A 12,721-nucleotide genomic window follows, 5' to 3' on the forward strand; every position below is an offset into this window, starting at 1 on the left:
CGATTATCCTTGGTTTTCAGGCAAACAGTTCATAGAACCAGGATGCTGAGTCACGACATTACTGAACAAGAACGGAGGTACGCTTGAGAACAAGGTCACCGGCTCAGCAATACTAGGTTCAGCTAGCGTGCTGTACTGTACCCAGTCTTCAATACGGTCTGGACTCGCTTTAACTTTCTGCACCCAATTCAGGAATGCAGCGCGATCAGGCATAGCTGACGCAGTGAACTTCATCTGTGAGAAACCTTCCCCACTAAAGTTCGACGCAAAGCCCTTGAAGTCACCTTCATGGTTAGCAATCAGGTTTAGCTTGGTTACCATGCCTGGCATGGCGTAAATCTGACTACCTAAACGAGGAATGAAGAACGCGTTCATGATGTTGTCGGACGTCAATTTGAACTGAACTGGCACATCTTTTGGGAACGCTACGTAGTTAACCGTCGCGATATTTTCTTCCGGGTAGATGAACAGCCATTTCCAATCTAGCGCCACGACTTCTATCGTTATCGGTTTTACGTCACTTTCCAGAGGCTTAGATGGCTCCAGTTCGTGGGTAGAACGCCATGTGATAGCGGCTAGAATCGCAATAATGATGATTGGAATAGTCCATACCACCACTTCGATTTTGGTCGAGTGCGACCATTCAGGTGCGTACTCTTCTTCGGTGTTACTTGCTCGGTATCGGTAGGCGAAGTAAATCGTCATTAGAATCACGGGGATCACGACGATCAACATCAGTAAAAGAGCAGTGATGATCAGCTCTTTTTCCTGGACACCAATAGCACCTTTGGGGTCAAGCAAAGCAGAATTACATCCTGAGAGCAAAAGTATGACGGATGCCAGACTCCCTCTCGATAAGATGCGTTTGTATCTTGAGGCTTCCATTAACTTTCTCGATGGTTGTCTGGTTTCAAAGCAAACGCTTAGAACCAGTTGTTATAGTCATTAGAATGTTTATGTGTTGAGCGTATGCGACATTAAACGTCAAAACGCAATTAAAACCCCACAAGCAGTGTGAGTATATTGTTACACTTTGAAATACAATGTTACATTCGGCCGCATTATGAGGACTTAGCAGTTAAAGCTCACGAGCCATATCTGGAAACTAACATTTCATTTATCAACAGAAAGTAAAGAGAGGGGATTCTCAGCGAAGCAGCTTAACTAAGAATTAGAAGCCTTTATGCCTGAAAGGGTGTAGCTTAAATGGAAATAATAAACGTTGGTTGTTGACGAGTTAGTCACTCGAAACTGACATCATAATCACTAAAACCCCAGGCCAAAAAATGTGACATAGATCAACATAATGATTTCACGTATTTTTTACAAGGTATTTACTTATAAGTTATCTAACAAACATAACATTTAGTTAATTTATGAATGATTAAACACATGCCCAGCCACACTCAAAACTGAAAGCAAATGTCTTTTAGAATAAGTCAGTTATAACCCTAAACTCTATTAGTTGGGTTACATCCGCAGACCGCCATCGATTTCTAACACTCTCCCTGTAATGTACTCATTTTCAAGGATGTATTTGACTGACTGTGCGATTTCTTCCGCCTTTGCCATTCTTCCTACTGGAATCATTTTTTCCAGACGTTCTATTACTTCCGGTTTCATATTCCCAGCCATTGGGGTGTGTACGACACCCGGTGCAATTGCCGCCGCGCGGATACCATATTTGGCTAACTCGCGTGACCAGGTGGTCGCCATGGTTGCAACCGCCGCTTTGGAAGCAGAATAATTGGTTTGACCGATGTTTCCCGCACGCGCAACACTTGAAATGTTGATGATCACACCACTGGATTCAGTTTCTATCATTTTCACTGCCGCCTCTCGACCACAAAGGAAAGTGCCAGTTACGTTGACATTCATCACCATAGTGAACTGCTCCAGAGACATCTTGCTGATAACGTCATCCTTTGCTTTGACCAGCAAACCATCGCTGATTATACCGGCGTTATTGATAAGCCCGTTCAATTGCCCGAAGTCTTGCAGAATCTCGTCAAATGCACCTTCTACTTGCCGCTCATTGGTAATGTCTAGTTGGTAAATGAAGGCCTTACCACTTAACATTTGGCATTGCTGTTGGGTCTCACGCAATCCATTTTCATTAATATCGAGCAGCGCTAAATCGGCTCCTGCACGAGCAAGAACAATCGCTGTCATCTGTCCGAGCCCCTGCCCCGCGCCAGTAATAGCGATAACACTGTTTCTTAAATCCATGGCTGTGCTCCAACATTTTGTGAGGACTTTTGACAACATTGCAATTTTATCACAACGGCAAATGTCACTCTCGCGTTCATTAAATTCCGTATAACTCACTAAGGCCTGTAGGAACGACGATATTCAGTAGCAAACATCGTCATTCCTGAAGGAAATTTGCGAGCATGGTCGGGAACCTCTCCCAATGGCTAATCCCACTTATTTTTGGTTTTTATAAAACTCAAACAAGCTTGAGAAATCGAGTTCGCCATTGCCGCTAGAGTTATGAAATGCATACAGATTGCGAGCAAGCGCCCCCATAGGAACAGAAGAATGCGTTTGTAAAGCGGCATCCAATCCCAGGCCCAAATCTTTCAACATTAATTTACTCATAAACCCCGGTTGATACTGGTGACTTGCCGGCGCACTTTCCATCACGCCAGGACAAGGGTTATAAAGCTCTAATGCCCAATTTCGACCAGAGCTTTGCAGCATGATGTTCGACAACACCTTAGGATCGAGGCCATGATCAATACCAAGATTCAACGCTTCACACGTTCCTGACATCAAAATACCGAGCATCAAGTTGTTACAGATTTTCGCCATCTGACCATCGCCCGCTTTTCCAGCATGGAACACGTTTCTCCCCATGTATCGCAAAATAGCATTTGCTTTTGAAAATGCCTCATCCGAACCACCAACGATGAATGTCAAGGTTGCAGCTTTCGCTCCCGTTACGCCTCCTGATACGGGAGAATCAACAAACAACAATTGCTTATTTGCCGCTTCATTCGCGACGAGTCGTGCTGAATCCGGATCGATGGTGGAACAATCTATGAGCAACGTATTGGGAGCGACAAGATTAAGTACGCCCACACCACCATGTAGGTCTCCCAGATAAGCACTCCTAATCTGTGATGCGGCTGGTAACATAGTAATAACGGTGCCCGCTCCATCAACCACTTCTTGTAATGAACTGGCAACGATAGCGCCAAACGGTTCTAACGCTTTTGCCGCTTTAGTATCCAAATCAAAAACTTGTACATTGAATCCGGATGCCAATAAATTCTGTGCCATCGGACTCCCCATATTGCCTAAGCCTATAAATGCAATGGTACTCATGATAATTCTCCTTCGTTTTCTAATTCCGCAAGTGGATGTTCATTTATTGACCAAAGCGAAGTGAATAGGGTATCAATAAGATCTTCATCGACTTCAGTCACATTCTTAAACATCCAGTTTGGTTCACCATCGCGATCGATCAGTCTCGCGCGCACGCCTTCTTTAAACTCGCCTAGTAAGGCGCAACGAACAGAAAGTGTCAGTTCCATCCGGAAGCAGTCCGCCAGTGGTAGGCTATGAAATTCTTTGACTTGTCTAAAACAAATATGTGCTGTGATTGGGCTGCCGGCAGCAAATGTCTGCTTGGCATTTTCCAGCCACGGATTAATGTTATCCATTGCCATGATTTTCTGGGCAATAAGGTTGAGATCGCTACCTCTACACGCTTGTTTAATTTGCTCTAAGCATGGACGAATTTGAGTAGTTGGTTTGCTATCAATCACGCCTTCTTCCATCAGAGCTAACAGTGCATTCACCAGCTCTTTCGCATTGCTGCTTCCCCAGGGCAAGGTTTGTAGCTCCTGCAATAATGTTGGGTAATGCTCTTCCAGCAGCAACCAATCCGCAAAACCAATTGTGACAGCGTCACTCGAGTTGACTAATGCACCAGTCAAACCCAGAAACAACCCCAAGTCAGGGTCAATCTGGCTTAAAAACCAAGTCCCACCAACATCAGGATAAAGGCCGATACTAATTTCCGGCATTGCCAGACGCGACTTGGGTGTCACCACTCTATGGCTCGCCCCCATGAAGAGCCCCATTCCACCGCCCATCACAATGCCTTCACCCCAAGCAATAATAGGCTTGTTATAGGTGTGGATGAGATAGTCACACTCATACTCCAACGTAAAGTAGCGGGTACAAAACTCGGCAGTGGTGTCTTTCCCTTCGTCATCCATGACATGATAAATAGCCCTCACATCACCACCTGCGCAAAAGGCTTTTTCTCCGGCACCGGTGAGTACTACACACACCAAATGGGGGTCATCCTTCCATTTCAGCAACTGATCATGGAGCTGAACTAACATGTCGTAGGTAAGCGCATTTAAAGACGAAACATTGTCTAACGTCGCCACGCCAATTCGGTGAATACCATCTGCACAATCCATCTCGGTGATCGTTACCATCCCTGCCATTTGGCCTCCTATTGGTTTTTCCATTTCGGTTGACGTTTCTCAAGAAAAGCACGAACACCTTCCGCCTGATCTTCGGTATCAAAAAGGTTCAAGAACAGCTCTCGCTCTTTGATTAAGCCATGTTTCCTCGGAGCTGAACGCATGTTTTGAATAAGGATTTTGCACGCCGCCACAGAAGATGGAGACTGGTTTGATACTGACTCTGCCATTTCCATCGCTTTAATCAACGATTGCCCTTTCGCCACAAGCTCCTCTGCTAATCCTAGTTCGTTTGCTTGAGTTGCGCTGAGTTGTTCACCACAAAGAATCATACGCTTAGCCCAGCCTTCACCAACTAAAGCCGTAAGGTTCTGCGTCCCACCCGCACATGGCAGCAGACCCACTTTTGCTTCTGGTAATGCCAGCACCGCTTGTTCTTCCACTACTCGGAGATCACACGCCAACGCGACTTCTAACCCTCCGCCCATGGCGTAGCCGTTTATTGCGGCAATGGAAACCCCACGAAAATCTGACAATGTTTCAAACGCCTCCCCAAACGCTCGAGCCATATCGAGTGCCACCGCTTTGTCTCCATCAGCAAAGAGTTTGAGGTCTGCGCCTGCTGAAAAAAACTTCTCTCCATTCCCTGTTATGACGAGCGCATACACCTCTTTATTTTGGTTCAGCTCAAGGACGAGTGTTTTTAACGCGTTGAGACTGTCCGCCGTCCAAGTATTTGCAGGCGGGTTATTCATCGTAATCACAGCGATATGATCATTAATAGTGTGTTGAATAGCGTCTTGAGGTGATGACATAGTTCGAATCCTTTCCTGATGAAATTGTTCGAATGCAGATCTACAGTAATGATGATTCTGCCGACAACAAACGGCGTGCGATGATCAAACGCATGATCTCGTTGGTACCTTCAAGGATCTGATGCACACGAACGTCGCGGAGATAACGCTCCATCGGGTATTCTTTGATGTAGCCATAACCACCATAAAGTTGTAAGGCCTGGTCGCAGACTTGAAACCCGACATCCGTTGCAAAACGTTTTGCCATGGCACAATAAGTGGTGGTGTTTGGATCACCATTATCAAGTTTACTCGCGGCGTAGCGCACCAGTTGTCTTGCTGCAACCAGCTCTGTTGCCATGTCTGCTAATTTAAACTGCAGCGCCTGAAATTGCGCTAACGCTTTGCCGAACTGTTTACGTTCCTGCATATACTGAGTCGCGTGGTTAAGAGCCTGTTGCGCCGTCCCGACTGAGCAGGTTGCGATATTAATTCGCCCGCCATCTAATCCTTTCATCGCAAAGACGAAGCCTTGTCCTTCTTCACCCAATAGCTGATTTGCTGGAACGGTGACGTTTTCGAATGTGACGGCACGAGTCGGTTGACTGTTCCACCCCATTTTCGGCTCTTTACGCCCGTAGCTGATGCCTTTCGCATTTGCCTCAACCACAAAGGCGGAAACACCTTTCGCACCTGGTCCTCCGGTCCTCGCCATTACAATCAAAATATCGGTATCTCCAGCTCCAGAAATAAACGTTTTGCTGCCATTGAGAATGTATTGATTGCCTTTTTTCGTGGCGGAAGTGATCAGTGAAGCCGCATCAGACCCCGCATTTGGCTCTGTTAAACAATAAGATCCTAGCCACTTACCCGTCACTAATTTGGGACAAAACTGCGCTTTAACCACGTCACTGGCAAAACTGGCTATCATCCAACTCACCATATTATGGATGGTCATAAACGCCGTTGTCGAAGTACAGCCCATGGATAATTGTTCAAAAATGATCGACGAGTCTAAACGGCTAAGCCCTAATCCGCCTTGCTCTTCCGGTGTGTAAAGGCTCAAAAATCCTAACTCGCCCGCTTCTCGCAACACCTCTTTCGGGAAGACCTGTTTTTCATCCCATTCCGCTGCCATGGGAGCCAAACGCTCAGCGGCAAACTGCTGCGCTGTATCGGAAAATGCACGTTGATCTTCGTTGAGTTCAAAGTCCATAAAAGCTCCTTGTTATCGGCTTAGCGCAGGTGGATCGTGAGGTTTGGCCCGCTAGGAATATCGTCATCGAACCAACGCGACGTGACGGTTTTGGTTTCGGTGTAGAAACGCACGGCTTGCTTACCATAGGCATGGAGATCGCCATAAAAACTCCCTCGCCAGCCGGTAAAGGAGAAAAACGGCAAAGGCACTGGGATTGGGACATTGATCCCCACCTGACCTACTTGTATCTCGTGTTGGTATTTTCGCGCAGCCGCACCGTTGGCGGTAAAAATCGATGTGCCATTTCCGTAAGGGTTACGGTTTACGAGATCAATGGCCTCTTGCAGGGTGTTCACTTCTATACAAACCAGTACCGGACCAAAAATCTCTTGAGTGTAAATCGACATATCCGTGCTTACTCCGCTAAACAAAGTCGGTCCAACCCAATTACCATCAGGGAATCCATCCACTTCGCACTGGCTTCCATCCAGTTCACACACCGCACCTTGCTGTTTACCTAACTCAATCAAGCCTAAAACGCGCTGTTTCGCCTGCTCGCTGATCAGTGGTCCATAGTGAGCCTCTTCATCATCCCAGGCGCCTGGGTGTACTTTTGCCATTTCGTTTTTTAAATCGGCAATCCACGCCTTCGAGTCGCCAACAAACACGGCAACTGAGATCGCCATGCAGCGTTGCCCTGCTGCACCAACGGACGAACCGACTAGATTGTTTAGCACATGTTCTTTGTTAGCATCTGGCATAATCACCATATGGTTTTTGGCACCAGCAAAGGCCTGAACCCGCTTAAAGTGCTGTGTACCTGTCGTGTAAATATCTTGCGCCACCGGGACTGAGCCGACAAAAGAGATCGCGCGAATATCGTTATGTGTGAGTAGAAAGTCCACTTGCTCTTTACGTCCGTGAACGATCTGCAATACCCCCTTTGGAGCGCCTGCTTCTTCAAACAATTCAGCAAGACGAATCGACGTTAAAGGCACCTGCTCTGAAGGCTTAAGAACAAAGGTGTTACCACTGGCAATCGCAATTGGAAACATCCATAACGGAATCATCGCCGGGAAGTTAAACGGCGTGATACCGCAACACACGCCCAAGGGTTGAATCAGCGAGTAACTGTCGATATCAGTCGCAACGTTTTCTACCGTTTCACCCATTAGGTTGCTGGCAATATTCGCCGCTTGTTCAACCACTTCAATTCCGCGCCAAACGTCTCCTTTGGCATCAGCTAAAATCTTGCCCGTTTCATGAGAAAGCAATACCGCGATTTCTTCGTGATGCTCTTTTAACAAATGCTGGTAGCGAAGCATGAGTCGTGCGCGCTCGGAGACAGCCACTTCTTTCCAGGTTTGGAATGTCGCCTTGGCACTGTCGATCGCAGCATGCAACTCGTCATTCGTTGAGCACGGAACGTACGCAATCACATCGTTTGTGGCAGGGTTGGTGACTTCTATCCAATCTGCTGTTTGAGATTCACGAAACTCACCACCAATAAATGAGGGGACCAAACGAGTCATCATTGACTACTCCTTTACTGATATTGCTGGAATTAAAGTGGTATCTCGATACCAATCGCTGTTGCTTCTCCACCACCGATACAAATCGCGGCAATCCCTCGCATAACTTTTTTATTGCCTGAATCGCCATCCACACCTAGCGCCTGTAGCTGACGCAAACTGTGGATCAACGTCACCAGTATTCGTGCTCCACTGGCACCGATAGGATGACCAAGTGCACACGCCCCGCCTTTAATGTTGACTTTGTCAGGATCGAGCCCCAATTCAGCGATAGCGATTTGCGTGACAACCGCAAACGCTTCGTTGATCTCCCAAAGATCAATTTCATCTATCGTCCAATCGAGCTCTGATAACAATTGCTCGATCGCATAAACTGGAGCGAGAGTAAATTCTGCAGGTTCTCTGGCGTGCGTGGTGTGGCCTCTTATAATGGCCAGTGGTGAGAGATGATGGTGCTGCGCGGTTTCTTCATCCATCAAGACGAGTGCGGCGGCACCATCTGAAATTGCACTCGAATTAGCGGCTGTCACAGAACCATGAATATCAAAAGCTGGTTTCAGCTGGGCAATTTTTTCGAAGTTAATCGAACGCGGGTGTTCGTCGTAACCCAGAAGAGCAGAGGTCGATTTAGTGCGAATGTCTATCGGCGAGATTTCTTCTTCAAACAATCCTTGCTCTTGTGCTTCTAGGGCACGCGTGGCTGACATGGCTGCCCACTCGTCCATTTTTTCACGACTGAAGTGGAGTCTGTCGGCGATTTGCTGAGCGTACACCCCCATCAAAAGCCCTTCGTAGGCGTCCTCTAATCCGTCGAGAAACATATGATCATAAACGGACTGATGCCCCATTCTCATGCCACTTCTCGCGTCTTTCATCAGGTAAGGTGCATTAGTCATACTTTCCATGCCACCAGCGACAGCCGAACGTATGGTGCCCGCTTTAATCAGGTCGTGCGCTAACATCACACTCTTCATGCCGGAACCACACACCTTGTTGATGGTGGTGCAACCAGTAGAAATTGGCAGTTCGGCTTCGAGAGCCGCTTGCCGAGCAGGTGCCTGACCGCAACCTGCTGGTAACACACAGCCCATAAACACTTCATCGACGGCTGCGAGTCCCGCTTGCTGGAGCGCACTTTTTATTGCGATTGCCCCTAATGATGGAGCAGAAAATGTTTGCAGTTGCCCCTGAAAGCGTCCGATTGGAGTTCTTTTCGCACTGACAATCCAGATGTCATTTCCCATGATTCTACACCCTTTACGATGTATCACAGCATACGAATTTACCCATCACAGTCGCTATCACAAACTTTCAAACCAGCTTAAGTTTTAAATCAAACGACGAATCTTTCGCACTGTGATTTCTTGACGTTTACGTAAGCATAGCACTAGCCTTTACAGTGAGGTAAAGAAACAAGTTGATAAAAGAATAAATTTCCTCCGACCTTTCACCACAGGGTCCGACTTCGAGAAGCTAGTTTTTATTCGAGGTAAGTAATTTGAGGTAAGTGTGTGATGGAAAAATATAAAATTAGTGAGCTTGCAAAAGAGTTCGATATTACGACTCGAAGCATCCGGTTTTATGAAGATGTCGGCCTGATAGAGCCAGAGCGGAAAGGGAATATGCGTGTTTATCAGCGCAGAGACAAAATACGTCTCAAGTTGATATTAAGAGGTAAGCGGTTAGGCTTTTCACTCGCCGAAATTCGTGAGCTGTTTGAACTTTATGATCTTCAACAAACCGATGAGCAACTCCTAAAAATGCTCAATATCATTGAAGAAAAACAAGCGTTACTCCAACAACAGATGAATGACATCGGCGTTGTGATGGGAGAGCTAAACGCGGCGAAAGAACGTTGCTTACAGACGTTACAGAAACACAATAAAATATCCACGCATCCCTGACTTTAATCCTACTACAGGGGAAATGTTATGAAATCCGCTTACACCCCACTCAATTTTGGTCTCGGCGAAACCATTGATATGCTCCGGGATCATGTGAATGCCTTTGCTAGCGAACACATCGCTCCGGTCGCTGCCCATATCGATCATAATAACCAGTTCCCCGACTATTTATGGCCGCTGTTTGGCGAGATGGGATTACTGGGTGTTACGGTAGACGAAGAATATGGCGGAGCGGGAATGGGCTATCTTGCACACGTTATCGCCATGGAAGAAGTCAGTCGAGCTTCTGCCTCTGTCGGGCTAAGCTACGGCGCACATTCCAACCTCTGTGTTAATCAAGTTTTCCGCAATGGCACTGCAGAACAACGAAAAAAATATCTCCCTAAACTCATCGACGGTTCTCATATCGGTGCACTCGCAATGAGTGAGCCAAACTCCGGTTCGGATGTGGTCAGCATGCAGCTCAAAGCAGAAGACAAAAGTGACTATTTTTTGCTTAACGGCAACAAAATGTGGGTGACGAATGGACCAGATGCCGACGTCTTGGTGGTGTACGCGAAAACCGACCCTAGTGCAGGTTCGAGAGGAATCACCGCATTTATTATCGAGCGAACGTTTGAAGGTTTTGGTGACGCGCAGAAGCTTGATAAGTTGGGAATGCGCGGATCCAACACTTGTGAACTTGTTTTTACCGATTGTGTGGTACCTAAAACAAACGTTCTCGGCGAAATAAACCGAGGTGTCGAGGTACTCATGAGTGGCCTTGATTACGAACGTGTGGTCCTTGCTGGAGGGCCGCTCGGGATCATGCAAGCTTGTATGGATATCGTGGTGCCCTACGTTCATGAGCGTAAACAGTTCGGTAAATCCATCGGTGAGTTCCAGTTGGTTCAGGGCAAGCTTGCCGACATGTACTCGCGTATGAGTGCCGCCAAATCCTATGTATACACCGTCGCGTCGGCCTGTGACCGCGGCGAATGCACCCGTAAAGACGCAGCAGGTGTCATCTTATACAGCGCTGAGCTCGCGACGCAAATTGCACTTGATGCCATCCAACTGCTTGGTGGGAATGGCTACGTTAATGAATACGCAACCGGACGGCTACTACGCGATGCCAAACTGTATGAGATTGGTGCGGGTACCTCTGAAATTCGTCGAATGTTAATAGGACGAGAGTTGTTCGAGGAATCACGTTAATCACGAGCCTTGAAAAGGAATCTCTATGGCCATCATAAAAAGTAAAACCAAGCCAACTGAAGAGTTGTTTCTTTCAAACAAAGCCGCAATGGAAAAGTTGGTGGACAAGCTTCACGCTGATTCCGAAATCATCAAGCAAGGTGGTGGTGAAAAAGCGATATTACATCAACAAAACAAAGGAAAGCTTCCTGTACGAGCGCGCATAACCAGACTACTCGACGATGAGAGTGAGTTTCTTGAAATCGGCCAGTTTGCCGCTTGGGAAGTATATGATGAACCCATTCCCTGCGCGGGTGTCGTCGCAGGTATTGGAACGATCAATGGCGTTCAATGCATGGTGGTCGCGAATGATCCTTCGGTAAAAGGTGGCACCTACTACCCTCTGACAGTAAAAAAGCATCTGCGAGCGCAAGAAATCGCTCAGCGTTGTCGGCTTCCCTGCGTGTACTTAGTCGACTCTGGCGGTGCCAACCTGCCTCATCAGGCTGAAGTCTTTCCTGATAGAGACCACTTCGGACGGATTTTCTTTAACCAAGCAAAAATGTCAGCCAAAGGCATACCTCAAATCGCCGTGGTGATGGGGCTGTGTACTGCGGGGGGCGCGTACGTGCCCGCGATGGCAGACGTTTCCATCATGGTTAAAGAGCAAGGCACAATATTTCTCGCCGGACCACCTTTGGTAAAAGCCGCGACTGGAGAGGTCGTCACAGGGGAAGAGCTCGGTGGTGCCGATGTCCACTGCCGAAAATCAGGAGTGGCAGATTACTACGCAGAAAATGATGAACATGCGTTAATGCTCGCGCGCGAGGCGATTGCCAACGCGAATCAATCCAAAGTACGAAAAACCGAGTACTCCATCTTACCGCCCCGTTACAACGCAGAAGAATTGTATGGCATCGTCAATGCTAACCTTCGCTTGTCATTTGACGTTCGCGAAGTCATCGCGCGTATTGTTGATGACTCTGACTTTGACGAGTTTAAGGCGTTGTATGGCAAAACTCTGGTTTGTGGATTTGCACGAATAGAGAGACATTTAATTGGCATTGTCGCCAACAACGGCATTCTGTTTTCTGACTCTTCACAAAAAGGCGCGCACTTTATCGAGCTGTGCGCCAAACGCAAAACCCCCCTACTCTTTTTACAAAATATCACTGGCTTTATGGTCGGCAAAAAAGTAGAGGAAGAAGGCATCGCCAAACACGGTGCTAAGCTAGTGATGGCGGTAGCTTGTGCTGAAGTGCCTAAATTTACCATCATCATTGGGGGCTCTTATGGCGCAGGGAATTACGGCATGTGCGGCAGAGCTTATGATCCGACTATGATGTGGATGTGGCCAAATGCGCGCATTTCTGTAATGGGCGGTGAACAAGCCGCTGGCGTGCTAACTCAGGTTCGTAAAGACATAAAAGAACGCCGGGGTGAAAACTGGTCAGAACAAGAAGAGCACACATTTCGAAAATCGATCATAGACTTATATGAGACACAGGGACACCCGTACTACGCCAGCGCAAGGTTGTGGGATGACGGAATTATTGACCCGAAAGATACTCGCCAGGTTTTGGCACAAGCGCTTAATGCCGCACTCAACGCACCGATTCAAGACAGTGAGTTTGGCATTTTTCGTATGTAAAAAGCAGAATGTGAAATACAG

Annotated in this window: 11 protein-coding genes; 3 read left to right on the forward strand and 8 right to left on the reverse strand. The window is 47.2% G+C overall.

Annotated features, from left to right (window positions below):
- Positions 1-3: 3 nt before the first annotated feature.
- The 8 genes from cyoA to OO774_RS23195 all read right to left on the reverse strand — a co-directional run bounded on the left by cyoA (position 4) and on the right by OO774_RS23195 (position 9,213).
- Positions 4-885 carry a ubiquinol oxidase subunit II gene (gene cyoA / locus OO774_RS23160; RefSeq protein ID WP_264907088.1) on the reverse strand — a complete coding sequence of 294 codons (882 nt, stop codon included), beginning with the start codon at positions 883-885 and terminating at the stop codon, positions 4-6.
- Between the two features lie 585 nt (positions 886-1,470).
- Positions 1,471-2,229 carry an SDR family oxidoreductase gene (locus OO774_RS23165; RefSeq protein ID WP_264907089.1) on the reverse strand — a complete coding sequence of 253 codons (759 nt, stop codon included), beginning with the start codon at positions 2,227-2,229 and terminating at the stop codon, positions 1,471-1,473.
- A gap of 198 nt (positions 2,230-2,427) precedes the next feature.
- A complete protein-coding gene (gene mmsB, locus OO774_RS23170; RefSeq protein ID WP_264907091.1) occupies positions 2,428-3,330 on the reverse strand; it encodes a 3-hydroxyisobutyrate dehydrogenase in 903 nt (300 codons plus the stop codon).
- On the reverse strand, positions 3,327-4,466 hold the full coding sequence (locus OO774_RS23175; protein WP_264907093.1) for an enoyl-CoA hydratase/isomerase family protein: 1,140 nt from the start codon (positions 4,464-4,466) through the stop codon (positions 3,327-3,329). Before OO774_RS23175 ends, mmsB begins: the two co-directional genes overlap by 4 nt.
- An 8-nt stretch (positions 4,467-4,474) precedes the next feature.
- Positions 4,475-5,260, reverse strand: coding sequence for an enoyl-CoA hydratase (locus tag OO774_RS23180; RefSeq protein WP_264907095.1), 786 nt, complete (start codon positions 5,258-5,260; stop codon positions 4,475-4,477).
- A gap of 40 nt (positions 5,261-5,300) precedes the next feature.
- A complete protein-coding gene (locus OO774_RS23185) occupies positions 5,301-6,455 on the reverse strand; it encodes an acyl-CoA dehydrogenase family protein (protein ID WP_264907097.1) in 1,155 nt (384 codons plus the stop codon).
- A gap of 20 nt (positions 6,456-6,475) precedes the next feature.
- Positions 6,476-7,969 carry a CoA-acylating methylmalonate-semialdehyde dehydrogenase gene (locus tag OO774_RS23190; RefSeq protein WP_264908692.1) on the reverse strand — a complete coding sequence of 498 codons (1,494 nt, stop codon included), beginning with the start codon at positions 7,967-7,969 and terminating at the stop codon, positions 6,476-6,478.
- 32 nt (positions 7,970-8,001) lie between these two features.
- Positions 8,002-9,213 carry a thiolase family protein gene (locus OO774_RS23195; protein ID WP_264907098.1) on the reverse strand — a complete coding sequence of 404 codons (1,212 nt, stop codon included), beginning with the start codon at positions 9,211-9,213 and terminating at the stop codon, positions 8,002-8,004.
- A 270-nt stretch (positions 9,214-9,483) separates the two neighbouring features.
- Here OO774_RS23195 and OO774_RS23200 point away from each other — a divergent pair, with 270 nt between their 5' ends.
- From OO774_RS23200 to OO774_RS23210, 3 genes are read left to right on the forward strand one after another with little or no spacing between them, the layout of a single operon-like run.
- Positions 9,484-9,873: a MerR family DNA-binding transcriptional regulator gene (locus tag OO774_RS23200; RefSeq protein WP_014234385.1), complete on the forward strand. Its 390-nt coding sequence runs from the start codon at positions 9,484-9,486 to the stop codon at positions 9,871-9,873.
- Between the two features lie 27 nt (positions 9,874-9,900).
- Positions 9,901-11,070, forward strand: a complete 1,170-nt coding sequence (locus OO774_RS23205; RefSeq protein ID WP_264907100.1) for an isovaleryl-CoA dehydrogenase — start codon at positions 9,901-9,903, stop codon at positions 11,068-11,070.
- A gap of 25 nt (positions 11,071-11,095) precedes the next feature.
- The gene (locus OO774_RS23210) at positions 11,096-12,700 is read left to right on the forward strand and encodes a carboxyl transferase domain-containing protein (protein WP_264907101.1); all 1,605 of its coding nucleotides are present in this window, start codon (positions 11,096-11,098) and stop codon (positions 12,698-12,700) included.
- Positions 12,701-12,721 lie beyond the last annotated feature (21 nt).

The sequence above is a fragment of the Vibrio sp. STUT-A11 genome, from assembly GCF_026000435.1.
Classification (GTDB): domain Bacteria; phylum Pseudomonadota; class Gammaproteobacteria; order Enterobacterales; family Vibrionaceae; genus Vibrio.

Coding starts and splice junctions, on each gene's coding strand:
- OO774_RS23195 (WP_264907098.1), bottom strand. CDS start 9,213: ATGGGAAATGACATCTGGATTGTCAGTGCGAAAAGAACTCCAATCGGA.
- OO774_RS23190 (WP_264908692.1), bottom strand. CDS start 7,969: ATGACTCGTTTGGTCCCCTCATTTATTGGTGGTGAGTTTCGTGAATCT.
- OO774_RS23185 (WP_264907097.1), bottom strand. CDS start 6,455: ATGGACTTTGAACTCAACGAAGATCAACGTGCATTTTCCGATACAGCG.
- mmsB (WP_264907091.1), bottom strand. CDS start 3,330: ATGAGTACCATTGCATTTATAGGCTTAGGCAATATGGGGAGTCCGATG.
- OO774_RS23180 (WP_264907095.1), bottom strand. CDS start 5,260: ATGTCATCACCTCAAGACGCTATTCAACACACTATTAATGATCATATC.
- OO774_RS23205 (WP_264907100.1), top strand. CDS start 9,901: ATGAAATCCGCTTACACCCCACTCAATTTTGGTCTCGGCGAAACCATT.
- OO774_RS23210 (WP_264907101.1), top strand. CDS start 11,096: ATGGCCATCATAAAAAGTAAAACCAAGCCAACTGAAGAGTTGTTTCTT.
- OO774_RS23200 (WP_014234385.1), top strand. CDS start 9,484: ATGGAAAAATATAAAATTAGTGAGCTTGCAAAAGAGTTCGATATTACG.
- OO774_RS23175 (WP_264907093.1), bottom strand. CDS start 4,466: ATGGCAGGGATGGTAACGATCACCGAGATGGATTGTGCAGATGGTATT.
- OO774_RS23165 (WP_264907089.1), bottom strand. CDS start 2,229: ATGGATTTAAGAAACAGTGTTATCGCTATTACTGGCGCGGGGCAGGGG.
- cyoA (WP_264907088.1), bottom strand. CDS start 885: ATGGAAGCCTCAAGATACAAACGCATCTTATCGAGAGGGAGTCTGGCA.